Genomic DNA, 17,021 nt, shown 5'->3' with positions numbered 1-17,021 from the left:
CCACAGCACACCTGACCCCGGAGCGCTGGGACACAGCGAACCGGCACTTGATCCGCAAGGCCCTGGCCGAGTTTTCCCACGAACGGATCCTGCAGCCGGAACCGCTCAGCAGCTCCGGTTCCCCAGTGTCCACCTCCCGGGCCGACTCCAACGCCTACCGCCTGCTGTCCGACGACGGCGGTGCGGAGTACCGCTTCGACGCCCGGAAGCTCGCCCTGGACCATTGGTCCATTCCGACCCAGAGCATCCGCAGGTTTGCCGCCGGCCGTGAAACCGTCCTGGATGCCCTGGTATTCATCACGGAACTCTCGACCACTCTGGGGATCAACGAGCAGATGCTGCCGGTGTATCTGGAAGAAATCAGCAGCACCCTGGCCTCGCATGCCTTCAAAAACTCCCCCGGCGCGCCGACGTCGGACCTGCTCGCCCGGGGAATCACCGGCGGGCAGGATCCCGCTGCGGATTTCCAGGCCATGGAGAAGTCAATGACCGAAGGTCATCCCTGCTTCGTTGCCAACAACGGCCGGCTGGGCTTCGGCTCGGACGATTATCTGGCCTACGCACCGGAGGCCGGCACACCGGTTCAGCTGGAGTGGATCGCCGTCCGCCGCGACCGTGCTGTCTTCACCTCTCTCCCGGGCCTGGACTATCGGGCCCATCTGGAGAGCGAACTGGGCGCCGCCGTCATCGCCGGCTTTGATGCCCTGCTGACCAGGCGTGGAGCTGACGCCGCCACGTATCTGTACATGCCGGTACACCCGTGGCAGTGGACCAACAAACTGACCATCACGTTCGCTGCAGAGATTGCGCAGGGCCACCTCGTGCACCTGGGCAGCGGGGCTGACATCTATCAGGCGCAGCAGTCCATCCGCACCTTCTTCAACCGCGGGCACACGGGCCGCTGCTACGTAAAAACGGCGCTCTCCGTGGTGAATATGGGCTTTATGCGCGGTCTCTCCCCCGAATACATGCTGGCCACCCCCGCCATCAACGACTGGCTGGACGGATTGGTCCGGAAGGATGAGACACTCCAGCGCGCGGGCTTCAGCATTCTGCGCGAGAAGGCCGCCATCGGATACACGAACCGCTACTTTGAGGCCGGCGCACCCAAAGGGTCGCCGTACCGCAAGATGCTCTCGGCCCTTTGGCGGGAAAGCCCCATTACGCTGCTGGCCCCGGGCGAGCAGCTGGCAACCATGGCCTCGCTGCTGCATACCGACGCCGCCGGTCGTCCGCTCGCCTCGGCGCTGATCGAACAGTCAGGGCTAACCGCAAGGGCCTGGCTGGAGCAGTATCTGCAGGCGTACCTCGTGCCGCTACTGCACAGCTTCTACGCCTACGAACTGGCCTACATGCCGCACGGCGAGAACCTGATCATGGTCCTGAAGAACGGGACCGTGCAGCGGATGATCATGAAGGACATAGCTGAGGAAATAGTGGTCATGGGGAACCGGGCTCCCCTGCCGGACGAGTGCGGGCGGGTGCGCGTGCAGATTCCACAGGATGAAAAGGTCTTGTCCATCTTCACCGATGTGTTCGACTGCATCTTCCGGTTCCTCGCCGCACTGTTGGAGGAGGACGGGCAGCTGCCCGGCGAGCACTTCTGGGAAACCGTGGCCGCTGTGGTGCTGGGCTACCAGGACTCGCATCCGGAACTGGCTGGCGAGTTCGCATCCCATGACCTCTTCGCCCGGGACTTTCCGCTGTCCTGCCTGAACCGGTTGCAGCTGCGCAACAACCAGCAGATGCTGGACCTGAGCGATCCGTCCGGCGGACTGCAGTTCTCCGGCCGCCTGGACAATCCGCTGGCCCGGTTCCGGCGCTGACCATCGCTGGCCCGTGGCATGGGGCCGGGGCCATGGGGATACCCGCTGCCCCGGCCCCGTGCCAAACCGGCCCCCCGCCAAGAGACTAGTGAAGGGCCGAAATCCCGGTGATGTCCCGGCCCACTATGAGGGAATTAATCTCATAGGACCCCTCATACGTGTAGATGGCTTCAGCATCGGCAAAGACCTTGGCCATCCGATAGTCAGTCACGATGCCGTTGCCGCCTAGGATGCTGCGGCCCAGAGCCACGGTTTCACGCATCTTGGCGCTGGCATAGGACTTGGCCAGGGCAGCCTGCGCCATCCCGCCTCCGGACCCTTTACTCCCGGCAGCGGAATCCCTCCGGCTTGCCGCCGAGGGATAACCGCCCCGTTCCAGCTCGGCCACTCTGGCCAGCATCCCGGTGCTCGCCACCGCGTTGCCCAGCATCCGCACCAGCTGCTCGGTCACCAGCTGGAAGGACGCCAGTGGCCGGCCGAACTGCTTGCGTTCCACAGCGTAGGCGCGGGCAATGTCGACGGCGGCCAGCTGCGCACCGACCGCCTGCCAGCCCACCATGATGCGCGAGCCGCGCAGCAGATGCTTAATGTCCTCGAAGCTGTCGATTCCAGCCAACCGGTCTGCTTCAGAGACCCGCACGCCGGTGAGCGTAATGTCGGCATTCTGCACTGTGCGAAGCGCCGTCTTATTTTCGATCCGGGTGCGGCAGACGCCGGGCAGGGAGGCGTCCAGAAGGAATCCCCGGATCTTTCCGCTTTCCGGTTCACGGGCCCACAACAGCATGTAATCGCAGAACGTTCCGTTTCCGATCCAGCGTTTGCTGCCATTGAGAATCCACGAGTCACCGTCCCGGACGGCAGTGGTTTCCATGCCGCCGGCAACGTCTGAGCCGTGGTCCGGCTCGGTCAGGGCAAACGCCCCGGTGATCCGCAGGGCCAGCGCGTCGGCCAGCAGGCGGTTCTTCTGCTCATCGGAGCCGAAAGCGTGCAGCGCCTCCACAAAAAGGTCATGGTGAACCATGAAGAACGTAGCGATGGAGGTATCCGTGCGGGTCATTTCCGCTATCACCAGCCCGGCGAAGAGCGGGCTGTAGCCCTGCTGAACCGGCGTGGACAGCTCCAGTGCGGCCAGCTTGGGCAGCAGCTCGGCGGGAAAGTAGGCGTCCTGCCACCATTGGCTGGCGTAAGGGGCAACTTCCGCCGCCAGGAAGGCGCGCAGCTCGGTAAGTTTCTGTTTTTCGCGATCAGACAGCAGGTCTTCGAACGCGTAAAAGTCCGCGTCCGGAAGCACCTGCCCGGGCTCGGCCGGAAGGTCCTGTGGATCGGCAGCCATCAAGTCAGCGCGGTCCCATCCGGATGGCACCGTCCAGGCGGATCGTTTCACCGTTGAGCATCTGGTTCTCAATGATGTGCGCAGCCAGGGCTGCGTACTCATCCGGCCGCCCCAGGCGAGATGGATGCGGAACCTGCGCTGCCAGGGAATCCTGGGCATCCCGGGGAAGCCCCGCCATCATGGGAGTCTCAAAGATTCCGGGAGCGATGGTGACCACCCGGATCAGATGCCGGGCAAGCTCCCGCGCCAGTGGCAGCGTCATGGCTGCCACCCCACCCTTGGAAGCGGCGTAGGCCGGCTGGCCGATCTGCCCGTCAAAAGCGGCAACCGACGCGGTGTTGATGATGACGCCCCGCTCGGAGGTCCCACCCGACTGAACCGGTTCGGTCTCCGCCATGGCTTGGGCCGCGAGCCGGCTGACGTTGAAGGTGCCGATCAGGTTCACCTGGATGACACGGGCAAAGTCCTCCAGCGGCAGTACGCCGTTGCGCCCCAGCACCTTTCCCGGCGTGGCAATGCCGGCGCAGTTGACGGCAACGCGCAGCGGACCGGCGCTCATGGCTGCTTCCACGGCGGAGGCCATCTGTTCGGGATCGGTGACATCACCGGGAACAAAGTGTGCGTTATCGCCCAGTTCGGCTGCATAGGCCAGCCCGCCCGAGGACGGGAGGTCGACCAGAATCACCGACGCGCCGGCGTCGTACAGTCTGCGGGCCGTGGCGCGTCCAAGTCCGGACGCACCCCCGGTAACGAGTGCCGATGCGCCTGAAATATCCATGCGTGCTCCTGCGAAAAGTTGCAGCCGCCCCTGCGGCGGCGCATCTTGAGCCTACTGTGATCAGGCACACACCGCATCTTCCCGCTGGCGCCCGGACAGTTTCCGTGTGGACACCGACGACCTCTGCGCACCGTTCCGGCTGTAACCTCGCCGCTACCGGGTCTAAGGTGGTGCGCATGCTGTCCGAGGAACCCCTGCATGAGATCCAGGCCCGCGCCGATGACGCCGCCGCGTCCGTCACGGCGGCCTTCACCCGGCCACTGCTTCGCCTGCCGGGCACCGCCCTGGCCGCTGTCGAAAGCCCCGCGCCGCGGCGCCTGCTGCCCGGGCCCTGGCACTACTGGTGGCAGGCGCACTATGTGGACGCGCTGGTTGACGCTGCCTTGCGCGGAGACCCCGGCGCCGCCCTGCAGGCCAACCAGGTGGTTCGTGGCATTCGGCTGCGAAACGGACTGCGTGCCACCAACTGGTACTTCGATGACATGGCGTGGCTGGCGCTGGCCCTCGGACGGCTCGATGCTCTTCTTCCCGCACGGCCGGGAAAGCAACCCAACGACGGCGGAGCACGGGTTCCGGTGGTGCGGCCCCATCCGCGGATGCTGGCGGCGCTGACAGATGCCCTGCGGTCGGCCCATACCCGGGAGTTCGGCGGCGGCCTGTACTGGAACCGGCGGCGGACCTTCAAGAACACCCCGGCAACGGCACCGGCGGCTCTGCACTTCGCCAAGAGCGGTGAACGCGAGCGGGCCCAGGCCCTGATCGATTGGCTCAATACCGTCCTGTTGGACCCCGGCACCGGGCTGTACCTGGACGGCGTCAAACTGATATCCGGCTCAGGCAGCAGGAACCTGGGCAAACGGAACCAAGGCAACCGGAACCAAAGCAACCGGGCGGCGGAGAAACTCCCGGAAGATGCGGTCCTGGAACGGGCTGTTTTTACCTATAATCAGGGGCCGGTCCTGGGCGCCCTCCTGGAGCTGGGAGGCCCGGCCAACCTTGCCCGCGCTGCTGAACTGGTGAATGCCGTCCGGACGGAACTCAGCCACCCGGGCACCGCCGTCCTGATCACGCACGGCACAGGGGATGCGGGCCTGTTTACCGGAATACTCTGCCGCTATCTGGCCTCGGCCGCAGTCTCGCCCACCCTGCCCGCCGCCCAGCGGGACCAGGCCGCACAACTTGTTGATGCCACCGCCGAAGCGCTCTGGGAGGGAAGAACCAAGCGGGCGCAGCAAACGGTCTTTTCCCCGCACGCGCTGGAGCCGGCGGAACGGCACTATCCGGCGGGAACCGCCGTCGGCCTCTCCACCCAGTTGTCCGCGTGGCTGATTCTGGAGGCCGCAGCGAGGGTTCGGCGTGGACTCAGCTGACTGCGCCGCAGGGTCAGCAGGGTCAGCGGGGTCAGCAGGGTCAGCGGGGTCAGCAGGGTCAGCAGGGTCAGCTGACTTTCTGTGGGCTCTGCGATTGCGCAGCGCGGTCATCCAGGTCCGCCAGTGTGAGCCGATGGCGCGGTTCCGGCGGCAGCGGATAGCTGCTCTCCACCTCCAAGGTGGGGCTGATATGCAGCATCTCCCCTGAATCCATCAACCGCCAGTTGGGATTGTCGTCCATTTTCTCCGTCGCCAGCAGGACTGCGGGCCGCTGATTTTCCTCCAGTTCCTGGCTCCGCACGCTGATCCGCTGCGTCCGCATCCCTCCGCGCCGGTCAGCTTCGGAAAGTTCGAGGACATAGAGGGGGTGGGTGTCCGGATACCGGAGAGCCCACAGATCCGCTCCGGTGGTCAGGATGATGTTCAGCGCATAGAGCCGCAGGTTTTCCGCCACCCAGGACAGTGCCGAAACCATGGCCGCTTCAACGTCGCCCCCGTTGCTGCGCACCTCGGCGGTGATCAGGGCAAACACGCGTTCGCTGTCCGTTTCGCCCTTCACCAGTCCCATGGCACCCAATGACTGCAACCGCCTGTCCAGCCGATCCAGGTCCTGCACCACGCCGTTGTGGGCCAGCAGGCGGTTGTCCTGTTCAAAGGGATGCGTATTGACCTTAAGGTTTCCGCCGGTGCTGGCGTACCGGACATGGGCGAGGAACGTGATGCTGGACAGATCGCGGGCTTCGACGGCGAAGGCTTTGTCCTCATAGGCGGCCACTGGAGCTTTCTCCACGAACGGGCGTCCCTCACGGTCAAAAGCTCCGATGCCGAACCCGTCTGCCTCCCGCCGGCTCTGCTCCGCCAAGCTGTCCGGGGCGGTGAGGAGCCAGAAGGTTGCCTTGACGGGGTCTTTTCCGGCGTGCATACCAAAGAGACGACACATTGGGTGGTCCTCCACAGTTCTGCCTCGGCGCAGTACGTCTGACCGGGGGTTGTCCTCTTCACTCACGCTTTGGTTCAAGAGTCCCGCGCGCACCTGCCAAAGACAAGGGCGCATGCCTCAGGGGGAACGGCGCTGCGGATACGGGGTTTCACCGGCCGCGAGCATCTGCACAAAGGCCTCGATCCGGCGCTCCCGCGCAGCCGGGGTTTTCAGCGCGCTGAGCCTGAAAAACAGGGCGTACCGGTTTTGCGAGTTCAGAACTTCGTACGTGGCCTGCGCTTTGGGTACCGCGGCAATCGCGGCCAGCAGGTCCTCGGGAGCCTTCGCAGTTGCCGGGCCCGCATAAGCCGCCTCCCAACGCCCGTCAGCTTTGGCCGAGTCGACGGCGGCACGTCCGGCGGGCTGCATCCTGCCGTCGGCTTCGAGCTGCTCCACAAATCCCACATTGCGCTGGCTCCAGATGCTGCGTTTACCCCGCGGTGTGAAGCGCTGGAAATAGCTCTCCTCGTCGCGCTTGTTGGCCTGCCCGTCAATCCATCCGTAGCAGAGGGCCTCCTGCAGGGCGCCGGCATAGGACAGGGCAGTGACGGTCCCTCCTTTGCGCCCCAGGATCAGCTGCACCCCCGGAGACTGCGCATGGTGAGATGCCAGCCAGCCGCGCCAGGCTTCCGCGTCCGGCAAGAGAAGTTCGGGCAGCGGCGCCTTTGGCTGTTTGGCGGCCTTCGGCTGTTTCGCGGCCTTCGGTGACTTTGCAGCTTTTGACGTTTCAGGGACCTTGGACCCGGTGACGCCGCCGCCCGCAGAACCGGCCCCCGCCGTTGGTACCTGATCATTTCCGCTCATACGCATGAGAGTAGCCCCGGGCGGGTAGGGACAGAAGCATGCCTGCCAGTTCAGCCGAGGGCCAAAGCACCGCGCGTCGCTTCAGTGCACGGCCCTGATTGCGGTAGAACACTGCTATGAGTGTTCGTACCCCTGATCCCTATCCCGGCTGGCTCTCCGAAGATGAGCTCAGCGACGCGAGGCAGCGGCTTCCCATGGTCTACGTCGAAGCCGTTCCGGTCCGCTGCGACCCCTTGGGCTACGTCACGGAGGTGGGGCTGCTGCTGCAGGCCACGAGTGAGGGCAAGATGGTCCGGACGTTCGTCTCCGGTCGCGTGATGTACCGCGAGACGATCCGCGGAGCTCTCCTGCGCCACCTCGAAAAAGACCTTGGCCCCATGGCCCTGCCCCAGCTGCCGCCGGCCCTGGTTCCGTTCGCTGTTGCCGAGTATTTCCCGTCCCCCTCCCAATCGGGACTGACCGATGAACGCCAACACGCCGTCGCGCTGGCCTACCTGATCCCCGTGACCGGCGAATGCGATCCCCGGCAGGACGCACTGGAACTGTCCTGGCTGACACCCGAGGAAGCCCTAAGCCCGGACATCTACGCAGAGTTCGCCGGAGGCCGCGGCGACCTGCTGCGGCAGGCGCTCGCCTCCGCCAGCTGGGGCCGCTAAGCGCCCGTTACCGCTTCTTTATATACTGGGGGCCGACTGCTGCGAAGAGAAGGAACCTGCCATGCCTGAGAGCCAACCGGAGTCTTATACATTCCGGGTCAATGCCGAGCTGCTTGCGCCCGGGCAAATCCCGGTGCATGAGAGCACCTCGCTGGCTCCGGTGAAGGAGAGTTCGGTGGAAAATGATGACTTTGGCATACCAGCCCTCGTCATCTTGGCCCTCGAGGACGGCATGACGCTGCGCCTTGCCCACGGCTCATCGGTGCGCGTTCAGGCTCCCGCCCCCAGCGGCGCCCCGGCGGATGCGGTCCGCGTGGTGCCCGCCGAGGAGGAGAACTACGCCGCCGTCGTCGCCGCGGCAGCCGCAGCGCACCCGGGCGAGGACCGCGTCCAGGAAGTCGCCTCCCGGCTGAACCGCGGACTGAACGTCAAGTCCGGCAGCAACTTGCAGGATGTCCGCGACCTGGCGCACACGCTGTATGTGGACCTGAACGACTCCGAAAATGCCCTGCAGGTCTGCAACATCATCACCGGCCTGCCGTTCGACGGTAATTTCGGCCGGTGGAACTGGATTCAGAGCGCGCTGTCCCTGGCCGCCCACATCACCCATGAGGCCGGAGACGATGAAACGTCAGCCGCCTATGCACAGGCTGTCCGGGCCGGGGACGCAGCGGAAAGCGACCCATTGAAGGCCAAACTCGCAGCCGAGCTGCTGCAGCGCCAACTAAACGAACCCAATCTTTACGACCGGGAGATCCACCGCGCAGCAGAAGCCGGAGACGAGCACAGTGAACGTGACTGGCGCGTCCTGCGGCTGGATGCCCTACTGTACCTGCGGGCGCACGGCGGATCCCAGACCCTCTCTGAACACGAACTGGACCGCCGGATCCGCAACGAGCTCATTGCGGTCCGCGGCTTGAACCTCGACCTGTAGCGATCTGCGGGACCTCGCGGAGCCGTGATGCGTCCCCGGCTGAAGATCAGTATCTGGCGCTAGGAAGGCTGTTTTGGCTGCCGGCGGTGGTGGATGCGCTGGTTCCGCAGGTGAACCGTGAGCACCATGGCCATGCCCACCGCCGCGCCGATGACGGTTTCCAGCGCCCGGTCCTTGATCAGCAGGGCCGGATTGCTCTGGTGGGCCAACTCGGTGCTGACCAGCGCCAGCGGGGTGACAACCACTTGGGCCAGGGCGTACTGGCGGGCAATGAGCATTTCTGCTCCGAACTGCAGCAGCGCTATGACCACCACCATCTGCCACGGAGCCAGTCCCGGCAGCAGGATCAGAGCCGTCAGCAGCAGGCCGGCAAAGGTTCCCAAGATTCGGTGGGCGCCCCGGTAGATTTGGTTGCGCACACCCACTCCGACCAGCGGCACTGTGGCTGCGACCATCGCCCAGTAGTTGTGGCCGATCCCCATCAGAGTAGCGATGGATCCGGCCACCGCGGCAACCACTGCATACTGGCCGGCGTCGACAAAGATGGACTTTCGCTGGGCGGAGGTGAGCCGCGGCCGTTCAGGTTTCACCCACGGCGTGCGGTACCTGGATCTGAGCCGCCCGGATTGTCCCAGCAGGAGGGAAAAGCAGACGGTGCCCACAGCCACCGCCAACGCCTGCCAGAGCGGCGGCTGGTTCGGAACGGAGGAGATCGCGGCGTAGGCAAAGATATGGAACAGCGAACCTGCCGGGCGGAGCCGCCAGAATCCGGTGGCCAGTGTTCCAAGCCCTGCTACCGCTGTGGTGCCTAGGACAATCCCCCAGGCGTCCGGTTCCAGCCTGGAGGTTAGGGCTCCGGCCGTAATGACTGCCAGCATCAACAACCCGGCCCGCAGCTGGTGGCCGAACCGCTGCCGGTGGGGTTCATTGCGTCCGTAAATGCCGGTGAACGCCCCAAAGCTGGCAAAGATTGCCAGATCGATCCGCCCGAAGGCAAGCAGCAGAATGAGGGGAATGCCCACTCCGAGCCCGCAGCGAATGGCAACCTGATGGTCATTATGAGCCGGCGCCATCCGGAACATATCGCGAAGCAGGTTCAAAGGGTTGGTCCGGCCTTTCCAGTGCAATAGGTGTGGGAGGGGTACAGGGAGGCGGCCTAAACCGCACCTTCCACCGTACGCCGCCTCCCCGCGGCCACTGGAAAAATGTGGTGCGCGTCCCACGGATCGCAGTGCTCGCGGCCACCCGGTCCCAGAGCGGGCAGGCCGGTGCCGGCGGGTAAGGCAAAATGGAGGGGTGCCTTCCTCAACGTTCTCCTTCGCCCTCGGTAAGCGCCTGCGCGAAACCACTGCCCCAACAGCCGAGCAGACGCAGGCCAACGGCGGTGAGTTCCAGGGCCGCACCGGCACGATCACCACGCCGCACGGTGAAATCGCGACGCCGGCCTTCATCGCCGTAGGCACCAAGGCCACGGTTAAGGCTGTGCTTCCGGAATCAATGGCGGACCTGGGAGCGCAGGCCCTCTTGGCGAATGCCTACCACTTGTACCTCCAGCCCGGACCCGATGTGCTGGACGCGGCAGGCGGGCTGGGCAAGTTCATGAACTGGTCCGGCCCCACCTTCACCGATTCGGGTGGTTTTCAGGTGATGAGCCTGGGCGCGGGCTTCAAAAAGGTCATCAATATGAACGCGGACGGGACCACCCACGCCACTGGAGCGGACGACGCCGTCGCCCCCGGCAAGGAACGCCTGGCCCATATCGACGACGACGGCGTGTGGTTTAAGTCCCACCTCAACGGAGACAGACACCGCTTCACACCCGAAGTTTCCATGCAGGTCCAGCACCAGATCGGTGCCGACATCATGTTCGCGTTTGATGAGCTGACTACGCTGATGAACTCCCGCGAATACCAGGAAATGTCCCTGGAACGGACCCGGTTGTGGGCGCTGCGCTGCATTGCCGAGCACCAGCGGCTCACCGAGGAACGCATCGGCAAGCCCTATCAGGCCCTGTTTGGCGTCTTGCAGGGCGCCCAGTACGAGGATCTGCGCCGAAAGGCCTCCCGCGATCTGGGCGCCATGGACTTTGACGGTTTCGGCATTGGCGGCGCCCTGGAGAAAGAAAACCTGGGAACCATCGTGCGCTGGTGCACCGAGGAGCTGCCCGAGGACAAGCCGCGGCACCTGCTGGGAATCTCCGAACCCGATGACATTTTCACCGCCATCGAAAACGGTGCCGACACCTTCGACTGCGTGTCCCCCACCCGGGTGGCGCGCACGTCAGCGTTCTACACGCCGCACGGCCGTCTGAACCTCTCCAATGCGCGGTTTAAAAAGGACTTCACGCCCCTGGTAGAGGGCTGCGACTGCTATGCCTGCGCGCACTATACGAAGGCCTACATCCATCACCTCTTCCGGGCTAAGGAAATGGTTGCCTCCACTCTGGTGTCCATTCACAACGAACGCTTCACGGTGAAGCTCGTGGATGATGCGCGGCTGGCGATTGAAGACGGCTCGTTTTTCGATTTCAAGGCTGAAACCCTCGGCAAGTACTACAGCCCCAAGTCGTAGGCGGCCGGCGCCTCAGGCCTGAACAACCAGGGCTCCATCAGGCCGGAGGCGCAAACGCCGGAGGGGGCGTAGACGCCGTCACGCCGGCCGGGTCCTTAGGACACGTTTTCGGGCTGCTGGGAGGCAGAGGCGGCGTAACTGGGCTCACGCTTTTTGATGGCCTTGATAACCAGGGCCGTCACCGGAACAAAAAGGAACTCAATGAGCGTCTTATACACGAACCCGAAGATGACGTAGTTGATGAAACTGCCGGCATCGGTGATCCCGATAATGGGTGCTGCAATGGCGCAGAAGATGAGCGTGTCAGCAAACTCGCCCACACCGGTGGAGGCCATGAGCCGTCCAATCAGGGCACGCTCCCGGAACTTCTCCTTCATCCGTACCAGGACCCAGGAGTTCAGCGTCTGTCCGGCAACAAAACCGAGCAGGCTGGCCAGTACAATCTGCCACACCGGGCCCAGCGCCAGCTCCAGTGCTGCCTGCTTGGACTGTCCGTAGTCGTCGTCGAACCCGGGCAGCGCAATAATCACCGCGAAACTTACTGCGGCCAGCGCCGCCACGGCAAAGCCGGTGAAGATCGCACGCCGTGCCGCCTTGAAGCCGTAGACCTCGCTGATCACGTCACCGAGGATGTAGGCCAGAGGGAAGAGGAAAAAGCCGCCGTCCGTCACGATGCTGAAGTCGCCGAAAATCGGCCCCAGGACCACGCCCTTGGTGGCTCCGATGTTGGAAATGACAATCACCACGCACATAAGCGTCAGGATGATGTCGTAATGCGAACTGCCGCGCGCGGCAAATGCCGGAGCGGACGCCGTCTCGGCGCCGGTATGGGTGTGCATGGGGTTCCGTTTCCTAGTGGTTCGCCGTGGCTTTCACCGGCTGTATTAGCACTGTGCCCGCTGCACCGGGCGGCCTGTCAGGGGCCGCCGTCAATTCTGCCACGTTCTGCCCGGGCGTGGAGCCGTCCATCTTTTTGAACGCGTTCAAAAACGTGATGTACTGACATTCGTACGGGGCCGCTGCGCGCATATGCAGCAAACACGCACCCTGAAAACTGAACCGAGGAACACGAATGACGGCAACGGTCAAGAGTGAGCAGACCCGTCGGCTGCTGATCGATTCAGCACTCTCCCAGTTCCGCACCCGGGGATATGCAAAAACCACCATGCGCAGCATCGCCGAGGCGGCTGGGGTGTCCGTGGGTAATGCGTACTATTACTTCCGGTCCAAGGATGAACTCGTTGCCGAGCTGTACCGGTTCCTGCAGGATGAACACCGCAGCCGGTCCCTTCCCCTGCTCCGCGACGGCCAGAATCTGGGCGAACATCTGCGCCTGATCCTCCTGGCCAATCTGGACATCATGGGCCCGTACCACGACTTCGGTGCCCACTTTATGCGCACGGCCATGCCGCCGTCTTCGGCCTCCGGACCCAGCCGCCGCCACGGCTCCGGGGACGAGGGAGTCGGCCGCGCAAAATCGATAGCGCTGTTCCGACAGGCCGTCACAGTCTCGCGCCCGCAGCCCCCGCTGGCCATCCGCGATGATCTGCCCGAGCTCCTGTGGCTGGTGCACATGGGGGTCACGCTTTTCTGGATTTATGACCGCTCGCCCGGTCAACGGCGCTCCCGCAGGCTGGTACAAAACGTCGCGCCGCTGGCAGCGAAGCTCGTCATCCTCTCCCGCCTGCCCGTGGTCCGCAATATCGTGGAGGATGTAGTTCGCCTATTCCAGGGAGCCAGACGCGATGACTGACACAAGCGACGACGACGTCGCCCTTCCCCCCGCGCCGGTATCCACCGACACGACGCCACCTGACTCGCGGGTGCTTCCCGGCCCCCTGGCTGTTGCACTGGGCTATGCGGTGGCCTGCATTGTCCTTGCCTTAATCGCCACGGTAGCGGTGGGCTGGGGGGCGTCGCGGGACTTCTGGGGCTATGTCTGGACCGTCATTGTCGCTGCGTTCTACGCTGCCGGCCTGGGCCTGTTCACCACACTCCCCGTCGCCCTCATCCTGGGATGGACGCTGCGCGGCGTCCTCAACCAGGGCATCCACATCCTGATGTTCTTCCTGGTGCCCCTGTTGCTCGGCTGGCTCATCATTGGCCTGAGCGTGCACGCGGTGCTGGTTCCGCTGCTGATGGGCACCGCCATTGGGCTGTCCATGGCGGCAGGCCGTGCCGTCATTTGGCGATTTGCCCGCCCCTAACCCACCTGCGCGTTTTGGCCGCCCCAGAGCGCAGCCAGGTCAGCAGGCCCTCGCTGGCACCCATGATCGTTTTGGGTGGAAGATGGAGGCATGTCTGCTAACACACACTCTGCGCAAACGGCTGCTCCGGCCGTCACCTTAACCATTGCCGGCTCTGAAGCCACCGGCGGTGCCGGCGCCCAGGCCGACCTCAAAACGTTCCAGGAACTCGGAACCTATGGGATAGCGGCTCTGACGTGCATCGTCTCCTTTAATCCCAAAGACAACTGGAACCACCGGTTTGTGCCCGTGGACGCCCAGGTGATCAGCGACCAGCTTGAAGCCATCCAGACCGCTTATGACCTGACCACGGTCAAGATTGGCATGCTCGGAACACCGGCAACAATCGACACCGTGGCCAAAGCCCTGCAGAGCCAGGAATGGACCAACATCGTCCTGGACCCGGTCCTGATCTGCAAGGGCCAGGAGCCGGGCGCGGCTCTGGACACGGACCAGGCGCTCAAGGCCCAGATCCTGCCGCTGGCCACCTTTGTCACCCCCAACCACTTTGAATCGATGTCTCTGTCCGGCATGGACTCCATCGACAGCGTCGAGGACCTGCAGGAAGCTGCCCGCCGCATCCATGAGGCCTCAGGTGCCGTGGTCCTCGCCAAGGGCGGAGTGCGGCTTGAAGGCGACGACGCCGTGGACGTGTTCTACGACGGCGAAACCATGGAGGTGCTGCGGGCCCCCAAGGTGGGCGATGTCGCCGTCAGCGGCGCCGGCTGCACGCTCGCAGCAGCAATCACTGCCGAGCTCGCCAAGGGAGCCAGCCCTCTGCAGGCCGCCAAGACAGCCAAGGCATTTGTCACCGAAGGCATCCGCAACCGGGTTTCCTCCAACACTCCGTTTGATGCCCTGTGGCAGGGCAATGCCGGGCAGGGGCCCGCGCTGTAGCCCTCCTGGGCCACAGTCCTGCTGGGCCACAGTCCTCCTGGGCCCCGCCGACCGGTCCTTCCTCCCGGGCGCCCTGCCCCGGGAAGAAGGACCGGCCGGCCGCTAGCGCCGAAAGAACGTGGAGTATCTCCGGTGCAGGGACAGCGCCGTCTTAACCGTCCGCGAGTTCAGTAACCGCTCGTGCTCCGCCCGCAGCTCTTCCAGTTCCCGCTGCCGCTGTTCCGAGTAAGACCGGAGCCGGTCCTGTTCGACGGCGTGCTGAGCATTGAGGCCCGACTCCGCATAGAACCCGCCGGCCGCTTCGCCCGCCGAGGCCCGCCAGGACCCGGAAGCCCGGAACGCAGGCGCCGCAGAAAGGTCGTTCACAGTCCGGGGTCCGGACTCCGGTCCGGGCTCCGGTCCGGAGAATACAGCCGCGACAGCGTCCCACCACTGCCGGGACCAGGCTTTCCGGGAGGGTGAGATGTCCTTGAGGTGCTTGGAAATCTCCGTTTTACGCTGCCAGCTTTCCGCCAGTGCCGGCGCCAGCAGCCCTGCCTTTAGCGCGGGCAGCGGGAGGACAAAGTCCCTCAGGCCCCAATTGGCCATGACCCCCTCCAGCCGAACACCGCTGTAGCTATCCACGGCCAGAGCAACTACCGGCACTTCTTTCGAAAGTGCAAAGACCGCCGGGTGGTAACGTGACGTCACCACGAGGGACGCCCCGGACGTCAGCGCTGCAACGTTCCTGGCCGGAAGCACCGGGAGCCGCTGGGACGGGGAGGACATCGACGCGGCAATACGGGCGTGTGCTTGGGAATCCCAGCCGTCGGTTCCTGTCCCGAGGTGGGGAACGAACACCGAGGGCAGCCCGGTCTCCAGGTGCAGGGCATCAAGCTCGGCGCCGAGCAGGGCATAAAGATCTTCCGGCCCGCCAGCATAGGGCGAAACCGTGACGGCAACGTATCCCGAATCAGGCAGTTTGCGTAGGTGTTCCCCGACATCTGTCGAAGCCTCCGCGAAGGAGGAAATACCTGACGATCCTTCGCCCGCGGCGGCTAGGAACGAGGCGTCATCCAGGCCGGCGACCACTGAAACATCCAACCGGCGGGCAACGTCCGCTGAGGCCTGCTCCCGGACTCCGCTGAGGTCCGCCGCGCCAAGAACGGATGCTAAAGCCAGAGCATCAACACCCGTCAGTGCGGGCCCCAGAGTCTGCCCGGACACCACCACGGGCTTGCCCAGCGACCGGGCTATGGCGATCACTGCCGCCCGCTCGTAGAGCAGCCAGCCGAAGCGTGAGTTCAGGTTCCCGCCGCCGGCGATCAATACGCCGTCGCACTTCTGAAGTTCATCAATCAGTGTGAGCGCGGGGTCTCCCGCAGGCAGCTCGGACAAACCGGACAGATGGTCGAGAATTCCGCGAAAGTAGGTCTCGCGCTCAGCGGGCGGCCAGGGGAAGGCGAGAGTGTGCACCGCTTCGGTACCGAAAAGGTGCTCCGTCTGGCCCGGGTTGCGGGACAGCAGGAGTACGCGCAGGCCACGGGCCAACAGTTCATCGGCCGCAGCATGCCCCATCGCTTCGTCACCGGCATGATAGACGTCCTGACCGAGATCAGCGAGAACGGCAACGCGGCGCGGGCTCATGATTGACGGCTCCCACGCATTGCGTTCCGGAGCACTGCGGCTGCTGTGCGTCCGCGGTCCAAGATACTGCTGAAACTGGTCCGGCGAGTCACGGTGTCCTCCAGACGGCCAAGGGCCTCGGTGAGCTGCTGCTGCATCTGGTCCATCCGCTTCCGGTTCTCGAGCAGCAGCTCCTCCTGCTCCACCATCAGGCGGCTTACCTGAAGCATGACCCCCAGCCCGCCGTTGGCCAAGTCCTTCCGCAGATAATCGTCCCGAATCCTGCGGTCAAAGCGTAGATGTTCCTCCGCCTTCTCGAAGATGCTGTTGGCGTCATCACCGCCGGCCGCCGGCCGCTGGCTCCAAAACGCCAGCGGCTCCCCGCCCAGGAATCCGACCTGGTGGCGTGACAGGACCCGAAGATTGAAATCCCAATCGCCGCACGTTTCCAAGTTTTCGTTGTAATAGCCGACTTCTTCGTGCAGAGAACGCCGATAGAGGAAAGAGATGGGAACCGCGCGATTAACGCGCAGCAGTTCCCCCAGTGATATCTCCCGGAGGTCCTCCCAAAAGGGTGCAGAGCCCGTCTCGCGGATATTGCTGCCGACAACTTCCTCATATCGTATGGTTGTCCGGACAACAACCCCTGCGTCGGAGCTATTTTCCAAATAATTGACCGTCCGCTCCAGGAATTCAGGGTGCCAGAGGTCATCATCGTCGTGGATCACGACGTAGTCAGAGTCACAGCGGCGGATGCCGGCGTTGGAGGCTGCTTCCATGCCAACGCTCTGCTGGTGGTGGATCGTGTCAATGTGCTGCCTGGCTCCCAGCGGCAACTCAGCAATGAGATTCTCAACGTCTTCCGGATCGCCGCCGTCGTTGACGATCACTACCCGAAACCGGCTGTAGGTCTGTGCGAAAACGTCCTTGAGGGCCCGTCGGAGGAACAGTGGGCGGTTCTTGGTTCTGACGATAACTGCTACTGGCGATGGTTCGTGCGCGGCCACTTAGCTCCCATGAGT

At 64.3% G+C, this 17,021-nt stretch carries 16 protein-coding genes; 8 read left to right on the top strand and 8 right to left on the bottom strand.

What is annotated here, in order from left to right:
- Window positions 1-11 precede the first annotated feature (11 nt).
- Window positions 12-1,826, top strand: a complete 1,815-nt coding sequence (locus ABIB35_RS09520; protein WP_354180968.1) for an IucA/IucC family protein — start codon at window positions 12-14, stop codon at window positions 1,824-1,826.
- 85 nt (window positions 1,827-1,911) lie between these two features.
- Here the strand turns inward: ABIB35_RS09520 and ABIB35_RS09515 are convergent, their stop codons facing one another.
- Together ABIB35_RS09515 and ABIB35_RS09510 are read right to left on the bottom strand one after the other, a co-directional pair.
- Window positions 1,912-3,159, bottom strand: a complete 1,248-nt coding sequence (locus tag ABIB35_RS09515) for an acyl-CoA dehydrogenase family protein (RefSeq protein WP_354180875.1) — start codon at window positions 3,157-3,159, stop codon at window positions 1,912-1,914.
- Between the two features lie 4 nt (window positions 3,160-3,163).
- A complete protein-coding gene (locus tag ABIB35_RS09510; protein WP_354180874.1) occupies window positions 3,164-3,937 on the bottom strand; it encodes a 3-hydroxyacyl-CoA dehydrogenase in 774 nt (257 codons plus the stop codon).
- A gap of 176 nt (window positions 3,938-4,113) precedes the next feature.
- On the opposite strand from ABIB35_RS09510, the gene ABIB35_RS09505 reads away from it, so the two are divergent.
- On the top strand, window positions 4,114-5,307 hold the full coding sequence (locus tag ABIB35_RS09505; protein WP_354180872.1) for a glycoside hydrolase family 76 protein: 1,194 nt from the start codon (window positions 4,114-4,116) through the stop codon (window positions 5,305-5,307).
- A 67-nt stretch (window positions 5,308-5,374) separates the two neighbouring features.
- Here the strand turns inward: ABIB35_RS09505 and ABIB35_RS09500 are convergent, their stop codons facing one another.
- Both ABIB35_RS09500 and ABIB35_RS09495 read right to left on the bottom strand, forming a co-directional pair.
- The gene (locus ABIB35_RS09500) at window positions 5,375-6,247 is read right to left on the bottom strand and encodes a class II glutamine amidotransferase (protein ID WP_354180870.1); all 873 of its coding nucleotides are present in this window, start codon (window positions 6,245-6,247) and stop codon (window positions 5,375-5,377) included.
- Window positions 6,248-6,364: 117 nt separating this feature from the next.
- Window positions 6,365-7,090 carry a YdeI/OmpD-associated family protein gene (locus tag ABIB35_RS09495; RefSeq protein ID WP_354180869.1) on the bottom strand — a complete coding sequence of 242 codons (726 nt, stop codon included), beginning with the start codon at window positions 7,088-7,090 and terminating at the stop codon, window positions 6,365-6,367.
- 116 nt (window positions 7,091-7,206) lie between these two features.
- On the opposite strand from ABIB35_RS09495, the gene ABIB35_RS09490 reads away from it, so the two are divergent.
- Complete coding sequence (locus ABIB35_RS09490) at window positions 7,207-7,746, top strand: NUDIX hydrolase family protein (protein ID WP_354180867.1); 540 nt, start codon at window positions 7,207-7,209, stop codon at window positions 7,744-7,746.
- Between the two features lie 61 nt (window positions 7,747-7,807).
- Window positions 7,808-8,680, top strand: coding sequence for a DUF6707 family protein (locus ABIB35_RS09485; protein WP_354180866.1), 873 nt, complete (start codon window positions 7,808-7,810; stop codon window positions 8,678-8,680).
- A 59-nt stretch (window positions 8,681-8,739) separates the two neighbouring features.
- Here ABIB35_RS09485 and ABIB35_RS09480 read toward each other — a convergent pair whose 3' ends face one another.
- Window positions 8,740-9,753: an FUSC family protein gene (locus ABIB35_RS09480; protein ID WP_354180864.1), complete on the bottom strand. Its 1,014-nt coding sequence runs from the start codon at window positions 9,751-9,753 to the stop codon at window positions 8,740-8,742.
- Window positions 9,754-9,976: 223 nt separating this feature from the next.
- Between ABIB35_RS09480 and tgt the strand changes: the two genes are divergently transcribed.
- The gene (gene tgt / locus ABIB35_RS09475) at window positions 9,977-11,251 is read left to right on the top strand and encodes a tRNA guanosine(34) transglycosylase Tgt (protein ID WP_354180862.1); all 1,275 of its coding nucleotides are present in this window, start codon (window positions 9,977-9,979) and stop codon (window positions 11,249-11,251) included.
- Between the two features lie 95 nt (window positions 11,252-11,346).
- On the opposite strand, the gene ABIB35_RS09470 is transcribed toward tgt, so the two are convergent.
- Window positions 11,347-12,090: a queuosine precursor transporter gene (locus ABIB35_RS09470; protein ID WP_354180860.1), complete on the bottom strand. Its 744-nt coding sequence runs from the start codon at window positions 12,088-12,090 to the stop codon at window positions 11,347-11,349.
- Window positions 12,091-12,323: 233 nt separating this feature from the next.
- On the opposite strand from ABIB35_RS09470, the gene ABIB35_RS09465 reads away from it, so the two are divergent.
- The 3 genes from ABIB35_RS09465 to thiD all read left to right on the top strand — a co-directional run bounded on the left by ABIB35_RS09465 (window position 12,324) and on the right by thiD (window position 14,394).
- Complete coding sequence (locus tag ABIB35_RS09465) at window positions 12,324-13,004, top strand: TetR/AcrR family transcriptional regulator (protein ID WP_354180859.1); 681 nt, start codon at window positions 12,324-12,326, stop codon at window positions 13,002-13,004.
- Window positions 12,997-13,458, top strand: coding sequence for a hypothetical protein (locus tag ABIB35_RS09460; RefSeq protein ID WP_354180857.1), 462 nt, complete (start codon window positions 12,997-12,999; stop codon window positions 13,456-13,458). The genes ABIB35_RS09465 and ABIB35_RS09460 overlap by 8 nt, the downstream gene beginning before the upstream one ends.
- Before the next feature lie 90 nt (window positions 13,459-13,548).
- Entirely contained in the window at window positions 13,549-14,394 is an 846-nt protein-coding gene (thiD, locus tag ABIB35_RS09455) for a bifunctional hydroxymethylpyrimidine kinase/phosphomethylpyrimidine kinase (RefSeq protein WP_354180856.1), read from the top strand.
- Window positions 14,395-14,496: 102 nt separating this feature from the next.
- Here thiD and ABIB35_RS09450 read toward each other — a convergent pair whose 3' ends face one another.
- Entirely contained in the window at window positions 14,497-16,020 is a 1,524-nt protein-coding gene (locus ABIB35_RS09450; protein ID WP_354180855.1) for a polysaccharide pyruvyl transferase family protein, read from the bottom strand.
- Window positions 16,017-17,006 carry a glycosyltransferase family 2 protein gene (locus ABIB35_RS09445; RefSeq protein ID WP_354180853.1) on the bottom strand — a complete coding sequence of 330 codons (990 nt, stop codon included), beginning with the start codon at window positions 17,004-17,006 and terminating at the stop codon, window positions 16,017-16,019. Before ABIB35_RS09445 ends, ABIB35_RS09450 begins: the two co-directional genes overlap by 4 nt.
- Window positions 17,007-17,021 lie beyond the last annotated feature (15 nt).

This window comes from Arthrobacter sp. UYP6 (assembly GCF_040547315.1).
Classification (GTDB): domain Bacteria; phylum Actinomycetota; class Actinomycetes; order Actinomycetales; family Micrococcaceae; genus Arthrobacter_B.
Note: the sequence above shows the minus strand (reverse complement) of the source record. Positions and strands in the feature narration are given on the sequence as shown.

Excerpts from the sequence above, each read along its gene's own strand:
- ABIB35_RS09515 (WP_354180875.1), bottom strand. The coding sequence starts at position 3,159 with ATGGCTGCCGATCCACAGGACCTTCCGGCCGAGCCCGGGCAGGTGCTT.
- ABIB35_RS09510 (WP_354180874.1), bottom strand. The coding sequence starts at position 3,937 with ATGGATATTTCAGGCGCATCGGCACTCGTTACCGGGGGTGCGTCCGGA.
- ABIB35_RS09505 (WP_354180872.1), top strand. The coding sequence starts at position 4,114 with ATGCTGTCCGAGGAACCCCTGCATGAGATCCAGGCCCGCGCCGATGAC.
- ABIB35_RS09500 (WP_354180870.1), bottom strand. The coding sequence starts at position 6,247 with ATGTGTCGTCTCTTTGGTATGCACGCCGGAAAAGACCCCGTCAAGGCA.
- ABIB35_RS09495 (WP_354180869.1), bottom strand. The coding sequence starts at position 7,090 with ATGAGCGGAAATGATCAGGTACCAACGGCGGGGGCCGGTTCTGCGGGC.
- ABIB35_RS09490 (WP_354180867.1), top strand. The coding sequence starts at position 7,207 with ATGAGTGTTCGTACCCCTGATCCCTATCCCGGCTGGCTCTCCGAAGAT.
- ABIB35_RS09485 (WP_354180866.1), top strand. The coding sequence starts at position 7,808 with ATGCCTGAGAGCCAACCGGAGTCTTATACATTCCGGGTCAATGCCGAG.
- ABIB35_RS09480 (WP_354180864.1), bottom strand. The coding sequence starts at position 9,753 with ATGGCGCCGGCTCATAATGACCATCAGGTTGCCATTCGCTGCGGGCTC.
- ABIB35_RS09470 (WP_354180860.1), bottom strand. The coding sequence starts at position 12,090 with ATGCACACCCATACCGGCGCCGAGACGGCGTCCGCTCCGGCATTTGCC.
- ABIB35_RS09465 (WP_354180859.1), top strand. The coding sequence starts at position 12,324 with ATGACGGCAACGGTCAAGAGTGAGCAGACCCGTCGGCTGCTGATCGAT.
- ABIB35_RS09460 (WP_354180857.1), top strand. The coding sequence starts at position 12,997 with ATGACTGACACAAGCGACGACGACGTCGCCCTTCCCCCCGCGCCGGTA.
- thiD (WP_354180856.1), top strand. The coding sequence starts at position 13,549 with ATGTCTGCTAACACACACTCTGCGCAAACGGCTGCTCCGGCCGTCACC.
- ABIB35_RS09450 (WP_354180855.1), bottom strand. The coding sequence starts at position 16,020 with ATGAGCCCGCGCCGCGTTGCCGTTCTCGCTGATCTCGGTCAGGACGTC.